Source organism: Arthrobacter sp. RIT-PI-e (assembly GCF_001187915.1).
In the GTDB taxonomy this organism is placed as follows: Bacteria; Actinomycetota; Actinomycetes; order Actinomycetales; family Micrococcaceae; genus Arthrobacter_D.
This window is the reverse complement of sequence record NZ_LGIU01000043.1, coordinates 169,864-195,229: the sequence shown is the minus strand read 5'-3', so window position 1 is coordinate 195,229 and position 25,366 is coordinate 169,864. Positions and strand designations below refer to the sequence as shown.

Annotated in this window: 19 protein-coding genes; 8 read left to right on the top strand and 11 right to left on the bottom strand. The window is 70.3% G+C overall.

Annotation, left to right across the window (positions count from 1 at the left end):
• Nucleotides 1-128: 128 nt before the first annotated feature.
• Nucleotides 129-1,343, top strand: a complete 1,215-nt coding sequence (locus AC792_RS05185; protein WP_082177434.1) for a hypothetical protein — start codon at nt 129-131, stop codon at nt 1,341-1,343.
• A gap of 3 nt (nt 1,344-1,346) precedes the next feature.
• Nucleotides 1,347-4,400, top strand: a complete 3,054-nt coding sequence (locus AC792_RS05180) for an alpha-mannosidase (protein ID WP_049829478.1) — start codon at nt 1,347-1,349, stop codon at nt 4,398-4,400.
• A gap of 70 nt (nt 4,401-4,470) precedes the next feature.
• On the opposite strand, the gene AC792_RS05175 is transcribed toward AC792_RS05180, so the two are convergent.
• From AC792_RS05175 to AC792_RS05160, 4 genes are all read right to left on the bottom strand, one after another.
• Nucleotides 4,471-5,379 carry a carbohydrate ABC transporter permease gene (locus tag AC792_RS05175; RefSeq protein WP_049829477.1) on the bottom strand — a complete coding sequence of 303 codons (909 nt, stop codon included), beginning with the start codon at nt 5,377-5,379 and terminating at the stop codon, nt 4,471-4,473.
• Nucleotides 5,376-6,317, bottom strand: a complete 942-nt coding sequence (locus AC792_RS05170; protein ID WP_235436382.1) for a carbohydrate ABC transporter permease — start codon at nt 6,315-6,317, stop codon at nt 5,376-5,378. The genes AC792_RS05175 and AC792_RS05170 overlap by 4 nt, the downstream gene beginning before the upstream one ends.
• Nucleotides 6,318-6,320: 3 nt before the next feature.
• Nucleotides 6,321-7,616, bottom strand: coding sequence for an ABC transporter substrate-binding protein (locus AC792_RS05165; protein WP_049829476.1), 1,296 nt, complete (start codon nt 7,614-7,616; stop codon nt 6,321-6,323).
• Between the two features lie 168 nt (nt 7,617-7,784).
• On the bottom strand, nt 7,785-10,805 hold the full coding sequence (locus AC792_RS05160) for a glycoside hydrolase family 2 TIM barrel-domain containing protein (RefSeq protein ID WP_200903366.1): 3,021 nt from the start codon (nt 10,803-10,805) through the stop codon (nt 7,785-7,787).
• A 131-nt stretch (nt 10,806-10,936) separates the two neighbouring features.
• On the opposite strand from AC792_RS05160, the gene AC792_RS05155 reads away from it, so the two are divergent.
• The 3 genes from AC792_RS05155 to hxlA all read left to right on the top strand — a co-directional run bounded on the left by AC792_RS05155 (nt 10,937) and on the right by hxlA (nt 13,183).
• The gene (locus AC792_RS05155) at nt 10,937-11,788 is read left to right on the top strand and encodes a helix-turn-helix transcriptional regulator (RefSeq protein WP_049829475.1); all 852 of its coding nucleotides are present in this window, start codon (nt 10,937-10,939) and stop codon (nt 11,786-11,788) included.
• Nucleotides 11,789-11,941: 153 nt separating this feature from the next.
• Nucleotides 11,942-12,517 (top strand): 6-phospho-3-hexuloisomerase, encoded by a 576-nt coding sequence (gene hxlB, locus AC792_RS05150; RefSeq protein WP_049829474.1) that lies wholly within the window; start codon nt 11,942-11,944, stop codon nt 12,515-12,517.
• Nucleotides 12,518-12,559: 42 nt separating this feature from the next.
• The gene (hxlA, locus tag AC792_RS05145; protein WP_049829473.1) at nt 12,560-13,183 is read left to right on the top strand and encodes a 3-hexulose-6-phosphate synthase; all 624 of its coding nucleotides are present in this window, start codon (nt 12,560-12,562) and stop codon (nt 13,181-13,183) included.
• A 170-nt stretch (nt 13,184-13,353) separates the two neighbouring features.
• On the opposite strand, the gene AC792_RS05140 is transcribed toward hxlA, so the two are convergent.
• Both AC792_RS05140 and AC792_RS05135 read right to left on the bottom strand, forming a co-directional pair.
• On the bottom strand, nt 13,354-14,397 hold the full coding sequence (locus AC792_RS05140) for a hypothetical protein (RefSeq protein WP_152916028.1): 1,044 nt from the start codon (nt 14,395-14,397) through the stop codon (nt 13,354-13,356).
• Between the two features lie 180 nt (nt 14,398-14,577).
• Entirely contained in the window at nt 14,578-15,162 is a 585-nt protein-coding gene (locus AC792_RS05135; RefSeq protein WP_049829519.1) for a TetR/AcrR family transcriptional regulator, read from the bottom strand.
• A gap of 113 nt (nt 15,163-15,275) precedes the next feature.
• Between AC792_RS05135 and AC792_RS05130 the strand changes: the two genes are divergently transcribed.
• Nucleotides 15,276-17,756 carry a beta-glucosidase family protein gene (locus AC792_RS05130; protein WP_049829471.1) on the top strand — a complete coding sequence of 827 codons (2,481 nt, stop codon included), beginning with the start codon at nt 15,276-15,278 and terminating at the stop codon, nt 17,754-17,756.
• A 69-nt stretch (nt 17,757-17,825) separates the two neighbouring features.
• On the opposite strand, the gene AC792_RS05125 is transcribed toward AC792_RS05130, so the two are convergent.
• The 5 genes from AC792_RS05125 to AC792_RS17250 are packed head-to-tail and all read right to left on the bottom strand — an operon-like array spanning nt 17,826 to nt 22,565.
• Complete coding sequence (locus tag AC792_RS05125) at nt 17,826-19,418, bottom strand: alpha-amylase family glycosyl hydrolase (protein ID WP_049829470.1); 1,593 nt, start codon at nt 19,416-19,418, stop codon at nt 17,826-17,828.
• Nucleotides 19,419-19,420: 2 nt separating this feature from the next.
• Entirely contained in the window at nt 19,421-21,046 is a 1,626-nt protein-coding gene (locus tag AC792_RS05120) for an alpha-amylase family glycosyl hydrolase (RefSeq protein WP_082177432.1), read from the bottom strand.
• Between the two features lie 41 nt (nt 21,047-21,087).
• Nucleotides 21,088-21,675 carry a DUF7010 family protein gene (locus AC792_RS17685; RefSeq protein WP_049829469.1) on the bottom strand — a complete coding sequence of 196 codons (588 nt, stop codon included), beginning with the start codon at nt 21,673-21,675 and terminating at the stop codon, nt 21,088-21,090.
• A 22-nt stretch (nt 21,676-21,697) separates the two neighbouring features.
• Nucleotides 21,698-22,378, bottom strand: coding sequence for a CPBP family intramembrane glutamic endopeptidase (locus AC792_RS05110; protein WP_049829468.1), 681 nt, complete (start codon nt 22,376-22,378; stop codon nt 21,698-21,700).
• A 13-nt stretch (nt 22,379-22,391) separates the two neighbouring features.
• Nucleotides 22,392-22,565: a hypothetical protein gene (locus AC792_RS17250; protein WP_160317613.1), complete on the bottom strand. Its 174-nt coding sequence runs from the start codon at nt 22,563-22,565 to the stop codon at nt 22,392-22,394.
• 115 nt (nt 22,566-22,680) lie between these two features.
• Between AC792_RS17250 and AC792_RS05105 the strand changes: the two genes are divergently transcribed.
• Complete coding sequence (locus AC792_RS05105; RefSeq protein ID WP_049829467.1) at nt 22,681-23,916, top strand: amidohydrolase; 1,236 nt, start codon at nt 22,681-22,683, stop codon at nt 23,914-23,916.
• A complete protein-coding gene (locus AC792_RS05100; RefSeq protein WP_049829466.1) occupies nt 23,913-25,334 on the top strand; it encodes an amidase in 1,422 nt (473 codons plus the stop codon). Before AC792_RS05105 ends, AC792_RS05100 begins: the two co-directional genes overlap by 4 nt.
• Nucleotides 25,335-25,366 lie beyond the last annotated feature (32 nt).

Sequence of the window (25,366 nt, the reverse complement as noted above, 5' to 3'; positions counted from 1 at the left end):
GACGCCGCGACGCCGGCCCTGCTCACCGGGGGAGTGCACACACCGAACCACCGCTGGGAGATCAGCGCGGCGCTGGCCCGTCTCCACCGGAACCGGCCCGACCCGGCACTGCGCGCACGGGCCGAGGAGTGGCTCGCGGGGGGGTCGACATCGACCCCGCCGGCTTCTACTCGGAGCGCCGCCCCAACTACGCCGCCCACGTCTCCAACCCGGCACTGCCCGTCCTCCCCGAGGTGTTCGGGCTCCCCGGACTCCGGGATCTCGTCGAGCGGAACCTGACCGCCACCCTCGACCTGATCCGCCCGGACGGATCCGTGGAGACGGTCCAGTCCCGCCGTCAGGACCAGAACGGCACCTACCCGCTCGCGCCCTTCCTGCTGCAGTACCGTCGTCTCGCGATCGAACGGGACCGAGCCGCCTTCGCCTGGGCCGCGACCCTCGCCGCACGGCAGGGCCCGGCCGAGCCCGGGACGCTGCTCACGGAGGCCCTCCTCCACCCGCACCTCGCCCGGGTTCTGCCCGCGCCGGTCCCTCCGGCCGCGGAACGCAGCACCCTGGCCTCCCGGGTGCGCCTGGCCACCGACACCTCACCCGTCCGGACCCTGGTCACCTACGGTGGCTCCGACTACCCGGCCTTCCGCACCATCCGCTCCGGCCTGGCCAACAACCCCACCTTCGCCCGCCTCTTCGCGGGCGGGGCGATCCTCGACTCCGTGCGCCTCTCACGGGACTTCTTCGGTCTCGGGCCGTTCCGCGCCGAGGGACTCGACATCATGGAGGGCGCCGAGGGTCCCGGCGTCGTGGGCGGCTCGGGGGCGGGCAGGCGCTACCGACTGGGCGAGACCGTGAGCGCCGCGTACTTCCAGCCCCTCCCCGCGCACCTCCGCTCACCCGAGGGCACCTACGAGCTCTCGGACGACGGCCGGTTCTCGGCGTCGATGTCCTTCGGTGAGCGTGCCACCACCACGGTGAGCCTGACCACCACCGTGGTGGTGGCGCCCACCGCGGCAGGCGCCGAACTGACGTTCTCCTTCCACGGCCCCGAGGTGGCCTGGGCCCTGGAACTGAGCTTCGTGCCCGGCGGTGTCCTGGAGGGCGTGGAGCCGATCGACGCGGCGACGGGGACGCACCTGGTGTCCGGGACGGGGACGTACCGTGCGGGAGCGGACACGATCCGCTTCGGTCCGGGCCTCGCTGCATCCCCGGACACACCGCCGCTGTACCGGCCGGGGCAGGACTACTCCTTCCTCGGGGGGACCGACGCCGTCGCCGGCCCCAAGGTGTACATCACCGGGCGCTCACCGGGCACGTACACCCTCCAGCTCACCGTCGAGAGGGGATGACGCGTGCACCAGGACCATGAGCAGGCACTCGCGTGGATCGGCCGCTTCCGGCGGGACCACCTCTCGACAGCGATCCGGCGGAGGAGCGCCGAACTGGGTGTCTCCCGGTGGGACGCCCCGGGGGAACCGGTACCGTTCGACGAGGCGTCCGCCCAGGACTTCGCCCCCACGACCCCAGGGGTTCCCTGGGGTCTGCCGTGGGGCACCAGCTGGTTCAGGGGGACCGGCGCCGTCCCCCCGGCCTGGCACGAGGACCTGACGGAGGGCACCCGTCTCGAGGCGTCCATGGATCTCGGGTTCGGTCCGGCCAAACCGGGTTTCCAGTGCGAGGGGCTGGTGTGGTTGCCGGACGGGCGGATCGTGAAGGGCCTGGAACCGCGCAACCATCATGTGCCGGTCGACGCCGCCCCCGGTGACGGGCTCGTGTTCTACGTCGAGGCGGCCTCGAACCCCGACTTCTCGGGCGGCGACGACTTCAAGGGCGCCGCAGCGTTCGCGCCGAACCCGTACGGCGACCGCGCCACTGCCCCGGCACATCCGCTGTACCGGCTGGGGGCGTTCTCGATCTCCGTCGTCGACGAAGCGGTGGAGCGCCTCGACCTGCAGGTGCAGGTGCTCGCCGAGCTGGCCGCGGAACTGGCCCCCACGTCCCCGCGGCGCGCCGAGATCCTGCACGCCCTCGAGAACGTGATCGCCCGGCTCGACCCGGACGACATCCCGGCCGGCACGCCCGCGGCCCTGGCGGCCCTGCAGCCCGTGCTCGACCCCCCGGCGGCACGATCCGCGCACCACCTGATGGCGACGGGACACGCCCACATCGATTCCGCCTGGCTCTGGCCGACCCGGGAGACGGTCCGCAAGGTGGCGCGGACGTTCTCGAACGTCCTCGACCGGATGGACACGGACCCGGAGCTGATCTTCGTCGCCTCCTCCGCCCAGCAGTACGCCTGGGTGAAGGAGCGGTACCCGGACCTCTTCGAGCGCGTGCGGACACGGGTGGCCGAGGGCAGGTTCATTCCGGTCGGAGGGATGTGGGTCGAGTCCGACACCAACATGCCCGGCGGGGAGGCCCTGATCCGTCAGTTCCTCCTCGGGACCGAGTTCTTCCGGCGCGAGTTCGGGGTCCAGACAACGGGAGCGTGGCTGCCCGACTCCTTCGGGTACTCGGCCGCCCTGCCGCAGATCATCCGCGGTGTCGGGGGCACGTGGTTCTTCACCCAGAAACTGTGCTGGAACGACACCGACGACTTCCCGCACAGCATCTTCTCCTGGGAGGGGAACGACGGCACGCGCGTGCTCGGCCACCAGACCCCGGTGAACACCTACAGCTCGGACATCACCCCGCGCGAGCTGTTCAGGGCGGAACGCAATTTCCGCGACCACGGGCCGGCGTCGTCCTCCCTGCTGCCCTTCGGGTTCGGCGACGGCGGCGGCGGACCCACCCGGGAGATGCTCCGGCGGATCGAGCTGCTGCAGGATCTCGACGGATCACCGACCATCGAGATCACCACCCCCGACCGGTTCTTCGCACGTGCACGCGAGGAGTACGCCGCCGCCCCCGTCTGGATGGGGGAGCTGTACCTCGAGTTCCACCGCGGGGTCCTCACCTCGCAGGCGCGCACCAAGCAGGGGAACCGCCGCAGCGAGCACCTCCTCCGGGAGGCCGAGCTCTGGGCGACCACCGCCTCCCTGCGGACCGGCGCCCCGTATCCCCACGACGAGCTCGACGCGGCGTGGCAGACGGTCCTCCTGCACCAGTTCCACGACATCCTCCCCGGCACCGCGATCGCCTGGGTGCACCGTGAGGCCGAGCAGGCCTACGAGCAGGTGGCCCGCGCGCTGGAGGACATCATCGCCGTCGCCCTCCGCAGCCTCACCGGTGACGGTGACACGCTGCTGACCGCCGACTCCTCGCCGTTCGGCGGCCACGGCGTCCCCTCCGGGGCGGTCGGTGTCGCCGAACCGCACCCGACGGCGGTGACGGTCGACGACGTCGACGGCGGCCACGTGCTCACCAACGAGCACCTCGCGGTCACCGTCGACTCCCGCGGTCTGGTGGTCGGCGTGCTCGAGCTGGGCCGGGGCAGGGAGATCGTCCCCGCCGGTACGGTGGCGAACCTCCTCCAGCTCCACGTGGACACCCCGTCGCAGTGGGATGCCTGGAACCTGGACCCGACCTACCGTGCCACGACCCGCGACCTCACCATGTGCGAGGGACTCCGCGTCGAGCGGGGGGAGGACGGTTCGGCGAGCGTCGTGGCCGAACGCGTCTTCTCGCGGTCCACGGTCACCCAGCGCATCACCCTGGAGCCGGGAGCACGCACGATCCGCTTCGACACCACCGTGGACTGGCACGAGCACGACAAGCTCCTGAAACTCGCGTTCCCGCTGGACGTCCACGCCGAGCGTTTCGCGTCCGAGACCGCCTTCGGCCATGTCTGGCGACCCACCCACACCAACACCTCGTGGGACGAGGCACGCTTCGAGGTGTGCGCCCACCGGTGGGTGCACGTCGAGGAGCCCGGCTTCGGCGTCGGGATCGTCAACGACTCCTCCTACGGGCACGACGTGACGCGCGGCACCGCCGGTGGGGGCAGGCCGTTCACGACGGTGCGGCAGTCGCTGCTCCGGGCACCCCTGTTCCCGGATCCCGCCGCGGACGAGGGCAGGTACTACTTCCGTAGCGCCCTGGTGGTCGGCGGGATCCTCGAGACCGGTGCCGTGGGATACCACCTCAACGGACTGACCCGCACCGTGTCCGGGGACCACGCCTGCGCCCCCCTCGTGCAGTCGGTCGGGGAGACGACGGCCCTCGTCGAGGCGGTCAAGCAGGCGCACGACCGCTCGGGTGATCTCATCGTGCGGGTGGCCGAACGCGTGGGCGGCCGGACGAGGATGCGGCTGCGGCTGCCGGAGCACGCGGTGCGGGTCGCGCAGGTCGATCTGCTCGAGCGCGCCCTGACCCCGGAGGATTCGCTCCCCTGGAGCCCAGGGGAACCGGTGACCCTCGACGTCGGTCCCTTCGAGATCGTGACCCTCAGGATCGCCGTCGCCTGACCCGGCACCTGGAAGAGGTGGTGCCGGCGGACTTCCGCCGACACCACCTCGTGGACGCACCCGGAGGTGCCTACTCCTTGAGCCCTGCGTTGATGTCCGCCCCCATCACGTACTTCTGGAACACGATGTACAGCAGGACCAGCGGGACGATCGAGATCACCGAGGCGGCCAGCAGCACCGACCAGTTCACATTCTCGGCACCGACGATGGACTGGATCGCGATCTGCAGGGTGAACTGCCGAGGATCGTTGAGGACGATCAGGGGCCAGATGTAGTCGTCCCACCGCCACTGGAACGAGAAGATCGCCAGGGTCACGATGATCGGTCGCGACAACGGCAGCATGATCCGCAGGAAGATGCCCAGTTCGCCGGCGCCGTCGATCCGGGCGGCATCGACCAGGGAGTCGGGCACCGTCAGGAAGAACTGGCGGAACATGAAGATCCCGGTGGCCGTGATGACGGACGGGATGATCAGTGCGCTCAGCTGGTTGTACAGGCCGAGGTCGCGGATCACCAGGAAGGTGGGCGAGAGGATCACCTCGGTGGGCAGCATGGTGGTGGCGAGGATGCAGACGAAGAAGACCTTCAGCCACGGGTTTGAGTACTTGGCCAGCGCGTACCCGGTGCACGCGCTCGCGAACACGGTCAGGACCGTGGTGACCACCGCCACGATCATGGTGTTGCGGAAGTACTGGTAGAAGTCGTAGTTCTGCCAGGCGGTGGCGTACCCGGAGAAGTCGAAGCGGCTGGGCCACAGGCTCAGCGGGTAGGAGAACAGCTCCCCCGCCGGTTTGACCGAGCTGAGGACGAACCAGATGACGGGGAACCCGAAGGCCGCCACCAGTACCCAGAGCAGGGCCGTGGCCGCCACGGCCTGGGTGCGCTCCTTCGAGCCGCGCAGCGAGTCCTGGGAACTCCGGGTCGAGGCCCGCTTCCTGATCGGTCTCGTGGTCGGCTTCCGCCGGAGGATGGAGCTCATCGGTTCGCCGACCTCCTCTTGTTGACCCACAGCTGGGCCAGCGCGATCACCAGCAGGATGGCCATGAGCACCATCGACGCGGCACTGGCGTAGCCGACCTGACCGTTCTGGAAGCCTGACCGGTAGATGTACTGCACCAGGAGGTTGTTCTCCGTGCCGGGGCCACCGCTGTTGAGCGCCTGGATCATCGCGAACTCCTTGATCGCCCCGAGGGTGGAGAGGAGGATCACGAGGAACGAGGTCGGGGCGATGCCCGGGAGGGTGATGTTCCTGAACTTGGCCCACGAGTTCGCGCCGTCGAGTTCCGCGGCCTCGTAGTACTCCGTCGGGACGTTCTTGATGGCGGCGATGAACAGCAGCATGTTGAACGCCATGCCGCCCCAGGCGCTGGCGAGGACCACCACCATCAGCGACAGGTTCGCGTCGGACTGCCACAGGACGCTGCTGCCGCCCATGCTCTGGATGAGGAAGTTCACCAGCCCGAAGTTCTCCCCGAACATCCACCGCCAGATCACCCCGGTCACGATCGGCGAGAGGAGCCAGGGGATGAAGAAGATCACCCGGGCCACGCCCTTGCCCCGGGTGAACTTGCTGACCAGCAGGCTCGCCACGGCCAGGGAGAGCACGTAGGTCAGCGGTACGGTCATCACCGCGTAGAACAGCGTGCGCGTGAACGCGGCGAAGAACGCGGTGTCCTCGAACAGTGCCCGGTAGTTCTCCAGACCGACGAAGTCCGCGTCACCGATGCCCCGGTAGTCCGTGAACGAGTACATGAAGCCGATGGCCCCGGGCCAGACGAAGAACAGGGCGAACAGGACGACGTTCCCCGAGATGAGGATCAGCGGGGCGAGGCGGTAGCGGTTGAACGAGGATCGCCGCCGGGGCGCCCCGAGGGGCGGTGCCGTCGCCACCGGGGCGGCCGCGGCCTGGCTGATCACGTGCTACTCGCCTCCGACCTGATCGTTGTAGCCGGCGATGATGTTCTCGAGCGTGGTTCCGGCGTCCTGCTGGTCGTTGATGAACGCGCCCATCTGGGGGACCGTGGGGTCGTCCGAGAGCGACTTCCCGTCGAGCGCCCACCTGATCTGCGCGAGTCCGAAGGAACTCGAGATGGGATCGGCCAGCTCGATCTCCTTGTTGTACAGGTCGAAGCCGTCGATGGCCGTCTGGGACTCGAACGGGTACTCGATGTCCAGTCCCGTCTCCACGGGGAGGAACCCGTTGGCCTCGACGAGCACCTTGTAGTTCTCCGGCGTGTACATCCAGTCGAGGAAGTCGTAGGCCGCCTGGCCCCGCTCGTCGGAGTTGTCGAAGGCGACCGCGAGGCCGCCGAAGTTCAGGTCGGTCGCGTGGACCGGCTGTGCGGGAGCCGGCACGGCCGCCCACTCGAAGTCGGTGATGGTGGCGGCGAAGTCGGCGATCTGCCACACACCGGAGAAGTAGGCCGCGACCTGGCCGCTCTTGAACAGGGCGTTCGGGTCCGCACCGCTGGTCCATACGGACCTCGGCATGATGACGTCGTCGTTCATGGTCTTGAAGTACTCGTAGATCCCCAGCGTCTCGTCGTTGGTGGAGAACACGCCGCTGTCGTCCGCCTGGATGGCGTTGCCGCCCATCTGGTACTGCAGGGCGCGCAGCCGCGACGGGGAGCCGTCGAAGATGAGGTTGTACTGGGCGTCGGTGTTCTCCCGGACCTCGGTGGTGGCGTCGAGGAACTCGTCCCACGTCCAGGTCTGCTCAGGATCGGTGGGGTACGCGACGCCCGCCTCGTCGAACAGGGACTTGTTGATGAACATCCCCGATGCCGTGACGTCCGTGGGGATGGTGAGCACCTTCCCGTCGTCGTCCTTCGCCACCACCGAGTCGTCGATGTTGTAGTCCGGGTTGGACGCGATCCCGTCGAGGTCGACGAGGACGTCGGTCCAGATCGGGTCGAGGGCCGGGACGCTGGCGATGTCCGGGAGGGCGTCGGCCTGGGCTGCGCTGCGCAGTCGCGTGGTGTAGCCGTCGTAGGGGAGGTTCACCACCTCGACCGCCACGCCGGTCTCCTCCTCGTACTGCTCCACGATGGTGTCGTATCCGGCCTGCTGCTCCGCGCTCGAGGAGATCCACAGGGTGAGGCTCTCCGGGCTGCCCGCATCGGACCCGGAGCACCCGGACAGCGCGATGATCGTCGTCGCGCTGAGAACCACTGCGGCCGTGCGGGGCGCACGACCGTGACGTGGGAGTCGTTTCATCCTTGAATCCTCCTGAAGCGGGGCCGGCGATCGCCATGATCACTCGGCGTTACGATCTCTCGGTTCCGTCACCGGCAACGGGTGTCCCGGAACATCAGTATCGCCTAACCCTAGTACGGCCGGTGATGCCAACCGCAAGCACCACGGACAGGGTCATCCGATGTCCGCCTACTCCGCTTCCGTCCCCGACTGCACGCCGGTCCCGGGGCTCCCGTACCCGGGCCCGGGGTGGGACGCCTCCGTGAACCGCACCCTGATGGTGCGCGCCTCGGGGCGGAGGGAGAACTCCGGCTCCACGTCCGGACCGCAGGAGCGCGAGCCGAGACCGTGCTGCACGGCGTCGAGGAACAGGTACGTCGTACCGGATGCGGGGAGCTCGTGGGGGTGCGCGGCGGCGGCGACCTGCTGGGGGGTGTGCCGGCTGAGGACGAAACCCGGGCGGCGGCCGCGCGTGTCGGGGAGGACCGTCAGCATCAGGCCGCCGACGGTCAGCTCCCGGACCCCGGCGCGGTGCCCGTTCTCCTGGGGGCGGGCGTAGTCGAACCACAGGTCATGGACCGTGGAGCCGAAACGACCCACCCGGGCCGCCAGGTCGCTGTCCGGGTACGACTCGAGCGGGCCGGTACCGAACCACTCGACCGCGTCCGGCGCATCGCCGTCGTCCGGGAGATCGAACCGGATGCCGATGCGCGGCCACACACTCGGCCACCCCGCCGACGGCGTGATCTCCACGCGGAGCTCGAGTGCTCCGTCCACCACCGTCCAGGTGCTCTCCACCGTCACGTGGTGGGTGCCGGCCGCCGGGGACACCCGCGTGACGGTCTGCGCCGCACCGGGTGCCTCACGGACCCGGACCACGCGGTGCGTCAGCCGGTCCAGGCCCAGCTCACGCCACCGGGCCGCGCTCGACACGCCGGGGATGCCCAGATCGCTGACCGCCGGGGCGACGTCGCCGGCTCCCTCGCCGTTGTCCGTCGGTGCGCGGAAGAGTTCCGGGCGCGGCCCCGCGGTGCGGCCCCCGCCGATCCGGACCAGCCGACCGTCCCGGAACTCGGCGATCCCGAGGTCCACGGTGCCTGCCGCCTCCGCCCAGGTGACGGGCAGCGGGGGAGCCGGGACGGGGAGGACGACGGATGCATCGAGCTGGCTCGTCGCGACGACGTGACCGGCTGCGGCCCACGGCGTGTCGGCTGCGAGGACCGCCTCGACGGTGAACCAGGTCTCCGCGTCCGCTGCGACGGGGAAGGACGGCAGCGCCGTACGGACCCGCCCGCCCGCACTGATGCCGGGCACCTCCAGCGTTCCCGCGGCGGCCGGGCGGCCGTCGTGCTCGGCACGCCAGGTGAACACGAGATCCGTGGTGTCGGCCCAGTGCCGGGCGTTCTCCACCATCACGCCGTCGTCGTCGAACGTGAAGCGGATCGGTTGGGCGACCGCCTTGAACTGGTGCAGACCGGGCGTCGGTACGTCGTCGGAGCGCACCATGCCGTCCATCACGAAGTTGCCGTCGTGGAGCACCTCGCCGAAGTCGCCGCCGTAGGCGTGGAACGGTGTGCCGTCGGCGGTGTGCGTCAGGATCCCGTGGTCGCGCCACTCCCACACGAACCCACCGTGCAGCCGCGGGTACGCGCTCGTGAGGGCCTCGTACCGGTCCAGGGCGCCCGGCCCGTTGCCCATGGCGTGGGCGTACTCGCAGAGCAGGAACGGCTTGGTCCGCTGACGTGCGGCCTCCGCCGGCGTGCAGTTCAGCAGGGGTGCCGACGAGCCGTCGGTGCCGATCTGCTCGGTCTCGAGGAGCGAGGAGTACATCCGCGAGTACACGTCGGTGTACTCGCCCGCATGGTCGCCCTCGTAGTGGACCGGCCGCTCGGGGTCCCGCGCGTGCACCCAGGCCGGCATGGCCGCGAGATTCGCGCCGGTCCCCGCCTCGTTGCCCGGGGACCACAGCACGATGCTGGGATGGTTCTTGTCGCGTTCCACCGTGCGCTGGATCCTGTCCAGGTAGGCGTCCCGCCAGAGGGGATCATCGCTCGGGTTGTCGACCCAGCCGGAGGCCTCGAACCCGTGGGTCTCGAGATCGCACTCCAGGACCACCCAGAACCCGAGTTCGTCGGCCAGGTCCAGGAGTACGGGATGCGGCGGGTAGTGGCTGGTGCGGATGGCGTTCACGTTGAACTGCTTCATGCGCACCAGGTCCGCGCGGGCGTGGGCCTCGTCGAAGACCCGCCCGAGTTCCGGGTGGGTCTCGTGACGGTTCATCCCACGGAAGACGACCCGCTTCCCGTTCACCAGGAAACGGTCCCCGCGGATCTCGACGCTGCGGAACCCGGTACGCAGCGTCACCGTCTCACCGCGCGCCTCCACGGTCACCGTGGACAACGACGGCGTCTCGGCCGTCCAGGCCGGCACCTCGCCCACGTCGATGCGAGCCACGTCGGACCGCGACTCCCACACCGTCTCGACCCCGAGGTCCGGGATGCGCACCACGACCGGGAAGGCCGCGTCCGCCGCACGGATCTCCGGGTCGATCCACCCGCGGCCCTCCCGCCACCCCGTGCGCAACCACACGTCGTCGAGGCCGCCGACCGGGCGCTCGAGCAGGGTCACGTCCCGGAAGATACCGGGGAGCCACCACTGGTCCTGATCCTCCAGGTAGCTGGCGGCGGACCACTGGTGCACCCGCACGGCCAGGAGATTCTGCCCGGGACGGACCATCCCCGTCACGTCGAACTCCTGCACCAGCCGGCTGCCCGTGGCGACCCCCACCTCGGTGCCGTTCAACCAGACCCGGTACATCGACTCCACGCCGTCGAACCGGAGCACCAGCCGTGCATCGTCCGCCCAGGTGTCCGGGAGCTCGAACCACCGGCGGTGGTCGCCGGTCGGGTTCTCGTCGGGGACGTACGGCGGATCCACCGGGAACGGGTACCGGACGTTGGTGTAGGCGGGGCGGCCCCACGCGCCGTCGCCCTCCAGGACCCAGTGGGCCGGGACGGGGATGCCCGCCCAGCCGGAGTCGTCCAGTGCCCTGTCCGCGACGTCGTCGGGGAGGGCGGCATGGGGCGAGAGGCGGAAACGCCACTCCCCGTTCAGGGACAGGGACCGCGCATCGGTGCGCAACCACGACCGCGCCGGTGCACGCGATCCGCGACCGGGTGCCGTGTCGGACAGGTAGGGCGGTGGCAGCATGGCCCGGGGCTCCTTCGATGGGGGTCGGCTCCCCATCGACAGTAGTCGCAACCTCCCGGGTGGACCGGAAGATGCCCGCCGTCGTCCCCGCCGGACGGTCCCCGCCTGTTCGGGTGCGGCAGAATGGAGGCATGGACCGCGCCGCCGAGATCTCCGCATTCCTGCGCTCGCGACGCGCACGGCTCTCACCCACGGACCTCAAGGCGCCGTTCGACGGCCGGGTGCGCCGCGTCCCGGGCCTGCGGCGCGAGGAGGTGGCCCGTCTCGCCGGGATCAGCTCCGACTACTACATGCGCATCGAGCAGGGCCGCAGCGGTGCGGTGTCCCTCGAGATCATCGACTCCCTGGCCCTCGCGCTCCGCCTGGACAATGTGGAGCGGAACCACCTGCTGAACCTCTGCGGCACCCCGACCCCGCACCACGCGCCGGAACTCGACCCGCAGCGCGTCCGGCAGGGCCTGTACGACCTGCTCGCGGTGATGGACTCGGTGCCCGCGATCATCCTGGGCCGCCGTACGGACGTGCTCGCCAGCAACCGCCTGGCCCGGGCCCTGATGACCGACTTCGAAGCCCTCCCCGCCACGCACCGCAACTACGCCCGCTTCATCCTGCTGGACCCGAGGGCCCGGGAACTGTACGAGGACTGGGAGCAGGTCAGCGCGCAGACCACCGCCATGCTGCACCTGGACGTGGGCCGCTTCCCGGACGACCGCCAGCTCGCCGAGCTCATCAGCGACCTCCGGGAGGGCTGCCCCGAGTTCACCAGCTTCTGGGCGGACCAGAACGTGCACGAGAAGGACCAGGGGGAGATCCGCTTCAACCATGCGGTGATGGGCCCCACCGTGCTGCACTACCAGACGCTGCAGGTCCCCGGCGAGGCCGACCAGAGCGTCTGTACCTACTACGGCGCGCCCGGCTCCAGCGGCGAGGCCGCGCTGGCGGCGCTCGCCGCGGCGACGTCGTCGACCGCCACCCGGGCGTGAGGCACCGCCGCTGCGGGGTGGGTGGCGTGCGTCACCGGTACGCCTAGCCCTGCGGGAACTAGGTCCAGCGGGGTAGGTCGTACGGCCCTCTGCGCACAGATCGGGTGATGGACTGGAGTCACGGAACATCCCCGATCCACGAGGAGCGACACCTTGAGCGAAGCACCACAGGACACCTCGGTTTCCGCACAGCTACGCCTCGTCCAGGACGAGATCGCCCGCGCGGCGGACGGCGTGCAGGAGGACCAGCTCTCGGCGTTCGTCGCCGAGATCCAGCAGGCCACCCGCGTGTTCGTCACCGGGGGAGGACGCAGCGGACTCGCCCTGCGGATGCACGCCATGCGCCTCATGCACCTCGGCCTCACCGTCCACGTGGTGGGCGAGACGACGACGCCGGCCATCGGTTCCGGTGACCTGCTGATCGTCGCCTCCGGCTCGGGGACGACGGCGGCGGCGGTCGCGGCGGCCGAGAAGTCGACGTCGGTGGGCGCGCGGGTCGCCGTGCTGACCACGGACGGTGCATCGACGCTCGCCGGGCTCGCCTCCTCGGTGGTGGTGGTCCCTGCCGCGCAGAAGACCGACCACAGCGGCACCGCCTCCCGGCAGTACTCGGGCAGCCTCTTCGAGCAGACGCTCCTCCTGGTGCTCGATGCCGTGTTCCATGCCCTCTGGCAGGCCGACGGCACACCCGCCGAAGAACTCTGGCCGCGTCACGCGAACCTCGAGTGACGCGTCCCCCAACTTCCCATCCCAGCCAGCAAAGGACACACCGTGAAACTGCAACTCGCCATGGACGTACTGACCGTCGACGCCGCCCTGGAACTCTCCGGGAAGGTCGCCGAGTACGTCGACATCATCGAGCTCGGCACCCCGCTCGTGAAGAACGCCGGGCTCTCCGCCGTCACCGCCGTTAAGGAGGCCCACCCGGACAAGATCGTGTTCGCGGACCTCAAGACCATGGATGCCGGCGAGCTCGAGGCCGACATCGCATTCACGGCCGGCGCTGACCTCGTGACCGTGCTCGGCGTGGCCGACGACTCCACCATCGCCGGTGCCATCAAGGCCGGTGAGGCCCACGGCAAGGGCGTGGTGGTGGACCTGATCGGCGTGGACGACAAGGCCGCCCGTGCCAAGGAGGTCACCGAGCTCGGTGCCCGGTTCGTGGAGTTCCACGCCGGACTCGACGAGCAGGCCCAGGACGGTTACGACCTGAACACCCTGCTCACCGCGGGCAAGGCATCCGGCGTCGACTTCTCCGTGGCCGGCGGCGTGAAGCTCGCCACCATCAAGGACGTGCAGGCCTCCGGTGCCGACGTGGCCGTGGTGGGCGGCGGCATCTACAGCGCCGACGACCCCGCCCAGGCGGCGAAGGACCTGCGCGAGGCGATCAACTGATCACGCTGCTCCACCAGTGACAAACCGGAAGGTCGGCCCCTCGGGGCCGGCCTTTCCTGATGTCACCTGCCCTGCATCGTCCTCGAGGATCCCCTCGAGGGCCTGACGATGCGCCTACCGATCATCCGAGGGTCACCCTCGACGGACGGGCTGATCGCCGCACGGGAGTGTCAACGGTGTGCGCGAACCTGCGCCAGTGCTTCTCCGGCGTTCCGGAGACGAGCGGTGGAGGCCAGACCGCCATGGTAGATGTGGAGCTCCTCCGCGCCTGCGTCCACCAACCCCGACCAGTGCGATACGAGGTCCTCCGGGGTCGCGGTGGTGGGCGGGAGGACGGTGGTGTAGGCGCCGACCCGAGCCGGGGTGAGGTTCGCTGCAGCCCGGACCCGCTCCGCACCGGAGGGATCCAGTGCCCATGCGTTCACCACATAGGAATCAGCGCCGCGATCCGTCCCATCGGTGCCGAGCAGGGCGGGCAGTGCCACGTTCGGCCCCACCGCCCACGCGTCCGGGGCTGCGAAGAAGGACAGGTCCTCCACCCCGGAGCTGCGCGCAGCAGCGGTCAAGGTGGTGCGGAGGCGTGCAGTCCAGGCGGCCCTGACCGCGAGAACAGGAGCGGCGTCCTCGCCGAGCACCTCCTCCACCTGCTGAGCGCTTGTCCCTACCCGATGGCGGATCCGCTGCCGCAGATCATCGACGGACAAGCCGTTCTCCGCATACGCGTCCGCACAGCAGTCGCAGAAGCAGATGCTCAGGAGCGATTCGTCCAGCGCGGACCAGTCCGCTCCCGCCGTCTTCTCGTGCTGACTCTGGTGGGAGAACCCCAGCGGGCCGCAACCCTCCACGATCATCGCCTCGACACCACAGAGCTGAGCCGCCTCCGTCACCACTGTCTCTGCGTAGGAGAGGACCTCGGGGTGTGACGGGCAGAGCGCGCAGGTGTAGGTGTTACCGAAGGCGTTCCGGACGCAGAGGTCGGGGGCGGTCCTCCCGACTGCGCTGGAGTGCGTCGCCACCACCCAGGCGCGCACCCTCACACCGGCGGCCCGGAGGGAATCCCGTGCTGCGACGAACGAGCCCGGCGCCGCCCAGGGTGTGCCTTCCCGAGGGGTGAGACGGCGGCCGGCCCAGGCGGAGTCACGTACGGGGAAGTACGTTGCCGCCTCGGCGTCGATCACCTGGTGACGGGGGTGGCGGGGAGTGGCTGCTCGCACGGAGTGGTACGCGGCGGCGACGGTGACGTCGTCGAAGCCGAAGTCCCTCAGCAGTCGGGCCGCGTCCGGATCCCCGACGAAGTCCTAGGGGTAGGTGTAGAGGCTTGCGCCGAGCCCACCCATCAGGAGCCCGGGCCGTCCACGAGCCTGCGTGCATGACGGAAGGCCCTGCTCATGGGTTCATGCCTCCGGCACCTTCAACAGCGCGATCGCCTGTTTCAACCCCTCCTGCATGCTGACGCCCTTGTCGTACAGCCACTGGACCTGGAGGCCGTCGAACACGCCGATCAGCAGTCGCGCCGCCCACGCCGGGTCGATGTCCTGGCGGTACTCGCCCGAGAGCTGGCGCGCCTGCACGTCCACGGCCAGGTCCGCGACGAGGAGCTCGTACCGCTCACGGAAGTACTGGTGCGAGGCGTGGACGGGGTTGCTCGCCGTCGCGGACGCCACCGCGTAGAGGGTAGTGAGGCCCGGCTCCTGCTCGTTCCGGGCGGCGATGCCCGGGAGGTCGTCGATGTCGACGTCCTGATCGAGATCCTGGCGCACCCGCAGGTCCCGTTCGGCCAGCACGGCCTGCTGGAGCTCCTGCTTGGTGCTGAAGTAGTGGAAGAGCGTGGCCTCCCGGATGCCCACCAGTTCGGCCACGTGCTTGAGCGCTGCACCCTCGAACCCCTCGGTCGCGAAGACCTCCGCAGCAGTGCGGAGGATCTCCCGGCGTCGCTCCTCACCCTTCGCGTATGGTCCCCGCACTCCTCTATTGCTCACAGGTTCAGTGTAGGAGAGCCCCTTCTTCTCGATGAGCAATGCCTAGTATCACTCTGTTTTCGCGTGTACGCTCGGGGTGTCCCGATGATGGGCCGATCGAAGGAGCCACGTAGATGACCACCAGCACCTCGAACCAGATCCCCGTCGCCGTCGACCCCCGTATCCGTGAGCTCGCCGAGAAGCTCACCGTCGAGCAGCAGGTCGGCCTGCTGACCGGCGCCGACGTGTGGAGCACCGTCGAGATCCCCGAGATCGGGCTGAAGCGCATCGTCCTCAGCGACGGCCCCGCCGGCGTCCGCGGTGAGGACTTCGACGAGCGCCACGACTCCATCAGCCTGCCGTCGTCGTCGTCCCTCTCCGCCGCCTGGTCCGTGGACCTCGCGCGGCGCTACGGGCAGGTGCTCGGCCAGGAGGCGCGCCGCAAAGGAGTGCACGTGGTCCTCGGTCCCACCATCAACCTGCACCGCTCCCCGCTGGGCGGCCGCCACTTCGAGTGCATGAGCGAGGACCCCGTGCTCACGGCGCAGCTCGCGGCCGGGTACGTGACCGGTGTGCAGTCGGTGGGTGTGGGTGCCACGCCCAAGCACTACATCGCCAACGACGCCGAGACGGAGCGCTTCACCGCCGACTCCGTGGTGGCCGAGCGACCGCTCCGCGAGCTGTACCTCGCGGCGTTCGAGCAGGCCGTCACCGAGGCGAGGGCCTGGCTGGTGATGAGCTCCTACAACTCGATCAACGGCACGACGGCGAGCGAGAACGATCTGCTGGAGACTCCGCTGGCCACCGAGTGGGGTTTCGACGGCGTGGTGGTCTCCGACTGGACCGGCGTGCGCTCCGTCGACGCCGCGAAGGCTCATCAGGATCTCGAGATGCCCGGACCCGTCGGCGCCTGGGGCCCGAAGCTCGTGGCCGCCGTCGAGTCCGGCGAGGTTCCCCGCGAGGCGATCCTCGAGAAGGTCACGCGCATCCTGCGGCTGGCCGCCAGGGTGGGTGTGCTCGACGGTTTCGAGCCAGCGGTCATCGAGCTGCCCAAGGCGATCGACGGCCGGGCCTTCGCCCGTGAGGCGGCGGCCCGCGGATCGGTTCTCGTCCGCAACGAGGACGGCGTCCTGCCGCTCGATCCCTCAGCGCTGAAGCGCGTGGCCGTCATCGGCGACAACGCCTCCGACGCCCGCACCCAGGGCGGCGGCAGCGCCACGGTCATGCCGCTGCAGATCGTCTCCCCGCTGGAGGGGCTGCGCGAGGCACTGCCCGACGACGTCGAGGTCACCTACACACGTGGTGCGAAGGTGAGCGTGGGGCTGCAGGAGTTCCCCCGGGAGTCCCTCTCCAACCCCGTCTCCGACGTCCCCGGCGTGCGGGTCACCTTCCTCGACGCCACCGGTGCGGAGATCTCCGGGGAGGACCGCCTCGCCTCCCATCTCATCTGGTTCGGCGTCGGCATCCCCGAGGGCACCACGACGATCCGCATGCGGACCGCCTGGACCTCGCCCGACGACGGCGTGCACCAGCTGGGTATCGGCACCGTGGGTCACATCAGCCTGGCGCTCGACGGCGAGAAGGTGTTCGACGGCGAACTCGTGGCCGAGCACGCCGTCCTCGGCGCCGCCCTGTTCGCCCCGCCGCAGGAGACCTTCCCCGTCACCACCACCGCAGGCCAGCGCGTGGACGTCGACGTCGTCTTCGCCCTGCCCGAGAGCCAGGCGATCCCGTTCTCCGCCGTGCTCATCGGGGAGGAGACCGTGGTGGACGACGCCGACGCAGAGATCCACGCCGCCGTGGAGGCCGCGCGCGAGGCAGACGTCGCCGTCGTCGTGGTGGGGACCAACTCGGCCATCGAGTCCGAGGGCTTCGACCGCGAGCACCTGGACCTGCCCGGCCACCAGGACCGCCTCGTCTCCGCCGTCGCCGCCGCGAACCCCCGCACCGTGGTGGTGGTGAACTCCGGCTCACCCGTGCTCATGCCGTGGCGGCACGAGGTGGCGGCCGTGCTGCTCGGCTGGTTCGGCGGTCAGGAGTTCGGCGCTGCGATCGCCGACGTGCTCCTGGGCGTCCAGGAGCCGGGCGGCCGGCTGCCCACCTCCTGGCCCGCCGCGCTCGCGGACGTCCCCGTGCTCAGCACCATGCCCGTGGACGGCAAGGTGCACTACGCCGAGGGCATCCACGTCGGGTACCGGGCCTGGCTCAAGCAGGCCGCCGAGGGTGGTGCGAGCCCGGCCTACCCCTTCGGGTTCGGCCTCGGGTACACGTCCTTCGAGCTCGGACAGGTCTCCGCGGGCACCTCTGTGACGGCGGGGGAGGGCCTCACGGTGAGCGTGCCCGTCACGAACACCGGATCACGGGCAGGCCGCGAGGTGGTGCAGGTGTACGTGGCGCGGGAGGACTCCGCCGTGGATCGGCCCGTCCGTTGGCTTGCGGGCTTCGGCTCGGTGGAGCTCGACGCCGGCGCTTCGGGGACCGCGGACGTGTCCGTCCCGGCACGCGCCTTCGCGCACTACGAGGACGGCTGGCAGTACGAGCCCGGCACCTTCCAGGTGCTCGTGGGCCGGTACGTGGAGGACGAGTTCTCCGAGCTCACGGTCACCGTCGCCTGATGCCGCGGCGTCGGCTCCCTCCGCCGCGGCCGTGGGGGCGACGTCGGTGCCCCGGAGTATCGAGGCCCGTCACCTCCGTACGACCCACGCCGCGGCATCCGGCGGCAGCAGCCCGCCGAAGGTGAGCGGCAACGAGGCCAGCACCACGTCGCCCTCCGGCAGGCGCACAGGTTCCTCACCCATGGCGACTGCGACCAGGAAGCGCGCGCTGCGTTCGCAGATCAGCAGCCCGCCGTCGTCCACGCGCCAGGTACCGCCGTCGTCGGGGGAGAGGACGCCTCGTTCGGCGAGTTCCTTCCTCACCCGGAGCGCGGTCCGGACGAGGTGCAGGCTCGAGCCGACGTCGTGCTCATTCGCCTCCACCGAGTGCGAGCCCCAGGCGGCCGGCGTCGGGAGCCACGGCGGCTCGGCGTGGGCAGGGGAGAACCCGAAGGAACCCTCCGGCGCCACCGTCCACGGCAGCGGGATCCGCGCGCCGTCACGGGACACTCCGCCGCGTACCCACATGGGGTCCTGCCGGGCGTCGGGCGGAACCTCGACCTCGGGCAGTCCGAGCTCCTGGCCCTGGTAGAGGTACGCGCCCCCGGGCAGTCCGAGGACGGCGAGCAGACCCGCGCGGGCCCGCGCTGTACCGCGCGTCCCGCCGCCGAAGCGCGTGACGGTGCGGACGATGTCGTGGTTCTCCAATGCCCAGGTCGGGGGTGCGCCGTGCTCGCGCCGTCCTGCCTCGAGCTCGGTACCCACCCGGGCCCAGGCCTCCGGATCCCAGCCCAGCTTCGCGAAGGTGAACGCGAACGCCTGGTGCAGTTCGTCGTGCCGGGTGTACCGGGCGGCGCGGTGCGGGTCGAGATTCACCTCGCCCACCAGCACGCGGCCGGGCGTGTAGGAGTCGGCCACGCGCCGCCACCTCCGGTACACCCCGTGCACCTCCTCCTGGTCCGAGACCTGAGGATTCGAGCGCAGGCCGTCCACCACGGAGCCGGTGCCCGTGGTGTCCGGCAGCCCGTCGGCCTTGAACAGGGCGTGGGCCACGTCCACGCGCACGCCGTCCACGCCGCGATCGAACCAGAACCGCAGCACACCCTCGAAGTAGTCGCCCACCGCCGGGTTCCGCCAGTTCCAGTCCGGCTGGGCGGGTGAGAACAGGTGCAGGTACCACTGGAGATCCGTGGCCGACGTCGGGTCCACCCGGGTCCAGGCCGGCCCGCCGAAGACGCTCCGCCAGTTGTTCGGCGGGGTGTCCCCGTCCGGTCCGTCCTCGAGGTGGAACATCGCCCGCTCCGGGGAGCCGGGAGCGGCGGCGATCGCGGCGCGGAACAACGGGTGCTGGTCCGAGCAGTGGTTCGGCACCACGTCCAGGAGCACGCGCAACCCGGAGGTGTGCGCGGCGTCCAGCACGTAGTCGAACTGCTCGAGGGTGCCGAACAGCGGGTCCACGCCGCAGTAGTCGCTCACGTCGTACCCCTGGTCCACCTGCGGGGATGGCTGGAACGGCGTGATCCAGACACCGTCCACGCCCAGGGACGCGAGGTACGGCAAGCGGGTCAGCAGGCCCGCGAGGTCACCCACGCCGTCGCCGTCCCCGTCCGCGAACGAGCGCGGGTACACCTGGTAGATGACGGCGTCGCGCCACCAGGCGTCGTGGTGCCCGGGGATCGGCATGCTCAGCTCCGCCGGACCCAGGCGGCGGTGTCCGGTGGCAGGAGACCCTCCGGCGTCAGGGGCGACGACGTCAGCACCACCTCACCGTCCGGTAGCGGCACGGCGTCGGTTCCCATCGCGAGGACGACGACGAACTTCTCGCGCTCGCAGACCAGCACGGCGCCCTCGTCGATCCGCCACGCGCCGTCGTCATCGGCGGACAGGACGCCCTCCTCGAGCAGGTGCTTCCGGAGGGTCAAGGCCGTGCGGACGAGACTCAGCGGGGACGTATCGTCGGCATCCTGCACGTCGATGGCCCATTCGCCCCACCAGGCCGGGACGGGGAGCCAGGGCTCGGCGTCCGCACGCGTGGAGAAGCCGTGCGCATCTGCCGACCCGGCCGTCCATGGCAGCGGGATGCGTGCACCGTCGCGGCATACCCCGCCGCGCGTCCACATGGGGTCCACGCGCGCCTCCATCGGCACCGGCACCTCCGGGAGGGCGAGCTCCTGGCCCTGGTAGAGGTACGCGCCGCCGGGCAGGCCGAGGATGGCGAGCAGTCCGGCCCGGGCGCGCAGCGCCCCGAGCTTGCCACCGCCGAAGCGCATCACGGACCGCAGGACGTCGTGGTTCTCCAGTGACCACGCCGGGGTGGCACCGTGCTCGCGGTGCGACCGCTCCAATGCGATCCCCGCCGCGAGCCAGGCGTCGGCGTCCCAGCCGAGTTTCACGAACCCGTAGGCGAAGGTCTGGTGCAGCTCGTCCGGCCGGGTGAAGCGGGCGGCCCGGGGTGGTTCGAGGTTCACCTCGCCCACGAGGATGCGCGGAGGGGCGTAGGATTCGGCGATCCGGCGCCACTCCCGGTACACCCCGTGGAGTTCCTCCTGGTCCGTGACGTGGGGGTTGAAGCGGAGCCCCTTGACCACGGCGGCGGGATCCTCGATGTCCGGCAGTCCCTCGGCCTTGAACAGTCCGTGGGCCACGTCCACCCGCAGGCCGTCCACGCCGCGGTCGAACCAGAACCGGAGCACGTCCTCGAAGAACGCGCCGACCGCGGGGTTCCGCCAGTTCCAGTCCGGTTGCGCCGAGGCGAAGATGTGCAGGTACCACTGGGTGTCCGTAGCGGAGTCCGGCGCTACCCGCGTCCACATGGAGCCGCCGAAGGAGCCGATCCAGTTGTTGGGCGGGGTGTCCGCGTCAGGTCCGTCCTCGAAGTGGAACATCGTGCGTTCGGGGGAGCCCGGCCCGGCGTCGACGGCGGCGCGGAAGAGGGGATGCTGGTCGGAGCAGTGGTTCGCGGCCAGGTCCATGAACACCCTCAGGCCGAGTGCGTGCGCCGCGTCCAGGACGGCGTCGAACTCCTCAAGCGTGCCGAAGACGGGATCGACGTCGCAGTAGTCGCTGACGTCGTAGCCCTGGTCCACCTGCGGGGAGGGCTGGAAGGGGGTGATCCAGATCCCGTCCACGCCGAGGGAGGCGAGGTAGGGGAGGCGGGCGAGCAGGCCGGCGAGGTCACCGACGCCGTCGCCGTCGCCGTCGGCGAAAGACCTCGGGTACACCTCGTAGATGACGGCGTTCCGCCACCACCCGGCGTCGTCGTCGGTGGGGGAGGGGGATCCCGAGGGGATGGACGCCGGCACGGTGGACATGGCTCCAGCCTAGAGGCGCCGCAGGACAGGAATGCACCCGGCTACCGAGGGGCGAACCGTCCCTGTGTGTAGCGGACGAGCACCACGAGCATGGCGAAGCCCGCCAGTACCGCCGAGACCTCGGCAGCACGGGGAACGCCGAGGGCGCCGGCTACCAGGCCCGCTGCGCCGAGCACAGCCACGACACCGCCGAGGAGGGTGAACATGCGCTCGCCGAACGCCCACGCGAAGGGCAGGAAGTGCAGGCCGACGACGGCGGCGATCAGCGCGGGCCGCAGTTCACCCGCTCCGGCGTCGCCCAGTGCTCGTGAACCGACGCCGATGAGCACCACCTCCCCTGCCACGCAGGCGAGGTAGACCAGCACCGCGAGTGCGCGCGGCCGGGCCAGCGGGCCGAGCGCCACCGGCCGGACGAAGAGCAGCACGACGGCGGTGAGTGCCAGGGCGACGGCGGCCACCTCGGCGAACGAGGAGGCGATGGTGCCGAGCGGGTCGGAGTAGCTGAGCACGAACACCAGCCCGCCGGCCAGGCCCACCACACCGCCCCAGCGCCGTGGATCCAGCAGCACCGGTGGTTCGGTGACCCCGGGGCCGGAGGATCGTGGATCCGGCTGCCCAGGTGCCGTCATGGTCTCCCTCCCGGTGCGACGGTCACGTGCTCAGCAGGACGACGGACACGACGAAGGCGTTGTTCGCCGCATGGAGGAGGACCGGTGCCCAGAGGTTCCGGTGGAACCGACGCAGCAGGGCCAGGGACACCCCGAGCGTGAACAGGTAGGCGAAACTCAGGGGAACCAGGTGCACCGAGGCGAAGACCAGGGCGGAGAGGACGACGGCGACCCAGGGGCGGAAGCGCCGGGAGAGGCCCTCGAGCAGGGCTCCACGGAACAGGATCTCCTCCCACAGCGGAGTGATCACGGCGATGAGGACCACGCACAGGACGACGAGCGAGGCGGGCAGAGTTGCGATGTCGTCCAGGGCGCTGTCCGGTGGTTCCGCCGTCAGGTCCAGACCCGTCAAAGCAAGGAGGACGAGGATCTGGAGGATCGCACCGGCGAGCATGGTGGCGGGGATCTGCCAGAGCAGATGGAACAGGCGCATGGTAGGGCGTCGGAAACCGAGATCAGCCGGTCTGAGTGAGTTCCTGCGGATCAGGTGCACGTACAGCGCCAGCACGGCGGCGAGGGTGGCACCGCCCAGGGCCACGGGTAACAGGAGGGTGAGGGTGAACTCGACGAGTCCGGTCACCTGGAGGAGGATGATCAGACCCGTCGCCGCGCCCACGTAGAGCGCCACGAACATGAGGGCCCAGCCGGCCTGCCCGAGGGTCATGGACCCCGGCGGACTAGGAGCCAGCTGCACGGTGCCACCCTGTGTGCAGGGACTGGCCCTCGGCGGAGACGAAGACGCCGCACTTCCTGCAGGTCAGGTGGGCGGCCCGCGGCGCCTTCTCGTAGCCATCGAGCACCTTCACCGCGTCCAGGCCGAGACAGCGCTGAATTCTCACCAGGAATCCCATGCCTCCAGTCTGCCACCGCCATGTACAGGAGGGCCTCATCCGGTTCCTCCACTCTCGCACGGAGGGGTCCCCACCTGATGTACTCGTGAATCAGCGACTCCTTCGAAAGGACACCATGAGCATCGACACCACCGTCTTCGACCTCTCCGACTCCGCCATCACCGCCATGCACGATCTGTACCGGCACTTCCACGCCAACCCCGAGCTCTCCATGCAGGAGACGCACACCGCCGCATTCATCCTGGACAAGCTCGAGCACCTGGGGCTGGAGACCTTCCTGTGCGGTGGCACCGGCGTCGTCGGGATCCTGCGGAACGGCGACGGACCGGTGATCGGGTACCGCGCCGACACCGACGGCCTGCCCATGCAGGAGGACACCGGGCTGGACTACGCGAGCACGGCAACGGGGGCGCTCGCCGACGGGACGGCCGTGCCGGTGATGCACGGGTGCGGGCACGACACGCACATCACCGTGGGCCTGACCGCCGCGCAGCTCCTGGCGGAGAACACCGGGGCCTGGGCGGGCACCGTGGTGTTCGTCTTCCAGCCCGGCGAGGAGATCGGCGCGGGTGCCGAGGCCATGGTGGAGGACGGCCTGTGGGACCGGGCGCCCAAGCCGTCCGTGGTCTACGGGCAGCACGTGTGGCCGGGTCTCGCCGGTACGGTGAACATCAGCAAGGGCACCGCCATGGCCATGGCGGACTCCTGGAAGGTCACCGTGCGGGGCAAGCAGGCCCACGGGTCGCAGCCGGAGCAGTCCATCGACCCGATCGTGCTCGGTGCCCACATGGTGGTGCGGATCCAGACGATCGTCTCCCGCGAGATCCACCCCATGAAGTCGGCCGTGGTCACGGTGGGCACCTTCCACGGCGGGCTGAAGGAGAACATCATCCCGGCGTCCGCGGAGTTCACGATCAACGTCCGCACGTTCGATCCCGAGGTGCGCGACCGCGTCCTGGGCTCCCTGCGGAGGATCATCAGCGCCGAGGCGGCCGCCTCCGGTGCACCCGAGCCGGGGATCGAGGAGATCACGAGCTTCCCCCAGTGCTACAACGACCCCTCCTCCACGGAGGACGTCATGGCGGTGCTCGGTGAGGTCCTGGGTGAGGACGCCGTGATCGAGTCCCCGCCCGTGATGGGCAGCGAGGACTTCGGGCTCCTGGCCGAGGCCATCGGCGTGCCGAGCGTGTACTGGTTCTTCGGCGGGCACCCGCAGGAACTGCTCGACGCCGACGAGCCCGTGGCCGGCAACCACTCGCCGTACTTCGCCCCCGCGATCGAACCCACGCTCACCACCGGTGTCCGGGCCGCGATGTCGGTGCTGCTCTCCAAGGTGGGAACCGGAGCGTGAGCAGCGCGCTCCACGAGCTGTCCGCTGTCGGACTGACCGGTGCCCTCCGCCGTCGTGAGGTCTCCGCACGCGAGGCGCTCGAGGCGCACTTCGAGCGGATCGACGCCGTCAACGGGCCGATCAACGCGGTGGTCACCGAGGACCGCGACGGCGCCGCGACGGCTGCCGCCGCGGCCGACGAGCGCGCGGCCTCGGGCGCCGAGCTGCCGCCGCTGCACGGTCTGCCGATGACCCACAAGGACACCGCCAACACGAAAGGTGTGCGCACCACCCAGGGCTCCCCGATCTTCCGGGACTTCGTGCCGACGTTCGACGACCTCGTCATCGCCCGGCTGAAGCAGGCCGGGGTGGTGACCACGGGCAAGACGAACGTGCCCGAGTTCGCCGCCGGTTCGCACACCTTCAACGAGGTGTTCGGCACCACCGTGAACCCGTACGACACCTCGCGCAGCGCCGGCGGGAGCAGCGGGGGAGTGGCGGCGGCGATCGCGGCCCGGATCCAGCCGCTCGGCGACGGCAGCGACATGGGCGGATCGCTGCGGATCCCGGCGTCGTTCTGCAACGTGGTGGGGTACCGGCCCTCCCTCGGCGTGGTGCCGGCCGTCCCCACCCGCAACGCCTGGGCCTGGCTGGGCCGCAACGGGCTGATGGCGCGGGAGGTCGCGGACATCGCCCTGGGGATGACGGCGATCGCCGGACCGGATCCCGCGGTACCGTACGGCTACCCGGTGCGGGGTTCCTTCGCCGACCCGCTGGAGCGGGACCTCACGGGACTGCGCATCGGCTGGTCGCCGGACTTCGGGCTCGGGGTGCCGGTGGACCGGGAGGTGCTGCGGGTGCTCGAGGGGCAGCTGCAGGTGTTCGCCGATCTCGGCGCGGTCGTGGAGGAGGCGGCCCCCGATCTCCGGGGGGCCGACCGCGTGTTCGGTGCGACGAGGGCGTTCGACTTCCTGCTCGGTCTCGGCGAGCTGGTGCAGAAGCACGGCGAGGCCATCAAGCCCGAGATCCGGTGGAACGTGGAGCAGGGGCGGAGCCTCACCGCGCAGGACCTGGTGGACACCGCCCTGGCACGGACACGGCTGGACACGAGCGTGCGGCGGTACTTCGGGACGTACGACGTCTTCGCGAGTCCTGCCACGCAGGTGCTGCCGTTCGACGCCGCGGAGCGGTACCCGACGTCCGTGAACGGGGTGGAGTTCGGGACCTACCTGGACTGGATGCGCTCGGCATGCCTGATCTCCGCGACCGGTCTGCCCGCGGTGTCCGTCCCGGCAGGGTTCAGCGCGGGCGGCCTCCCGGTGGGGCTGCAGCTGGCCATGCCACCTGGGAGCGACGTGGAACTGCTGCAGGTGACCTATGCCTTCGAGCAGGCGACCGGATGGGCGCGGCGGACGCCAGCAACGAAGGATTCCCGGTAGACCTCGAGAAGCTCGACCCGCGGACCGCCTGC

What these genes read in the sequence shown, in the direction of transcription:
- AC792_RS05175 (WP_049829477.1), bottom strand. Translation starts at nt 5,379, where the DNA reads ATGAGCTCCATCCTCCGGCGGAAGCCGACCACGAGACCGATCAGGAAG.
- AC792_RS05165 (WP_049829476.1), bottom strand. Translation starts at nt 7,616, where the DNA reads ATGAAACGACTCCCACGTCACGGTCGTGCGCCCCGCACGGCCGCAGTG.
- AC792_RS05160 (WP_200903366.1), bottom strand. Translation starts at nt 10,805, where the DNA reads ATGCTGCCACCGCCCTACCTGTCCGACACGGCACCCGGTCGCGGATCG.
- AC792_RS05155 (WP_049829475.1), top strand. Translation starts at nt 10,937, where the DNA reads ATGGACCGCGCCGCCGAGATCTCCGCATTCCTGCGCTCGCGACGCGCA.
- AC792_RS05130 (WP_049829471.1), top strand. Translation starts at nt 15,276, where the DNA reads ATGACCACCAGCACCTCGAACCAGATCCCCGTCGCCGTCGACCCCCGT.
- AC792_RS05125 (WP_049829470.1), bottom strand. Translation starts at nt 19,418, where the DNA reads ATGCCGATCCCCGGGCACCACGACGCCTGGTGGCGCGACGCCGTCATC.
- AC792_RS05120 (WP_082177432.1), bottom strand. Translation starts at nt 21,046, where the DNA reads ATGTCCACCGTGCCGGCGTCCATCCCCTCGGGATCCCCCTCCCCCACC.
- AC792_RS17685 (WP_049829469.1), bottom strand. Translation starts at nt 21,675, where the DNA reads ATGACGGCACCTGGGCAGCCGGATCCACGATCCTCCGGCCCCGGGGTC.
- AC792_RS05110 (WP_049829468.1), bottom strand. Translation starts at nt 22,378, where the DNA reads ATGACCCTCGGGCAGGCCGGCTGGGCCCTCATGTTCGTGGCGCTCTAC.
- AC792_RS17250 (WP_160317613.1), bottom strand. Translation starts at nt 22,565, where the DNA reads ATGGGATTCCTGGTGAGAATTCAGCGCTGTCTCGGCCTGGACGCGGTG.
- AC792_RS05105 (WP_049829467.1), top strand. Translation starts at nt 22,681, where the DNA reads ATGAGCATCGACACCACCGTCTTCGACCTCTCCGACTCCGCCATCACC.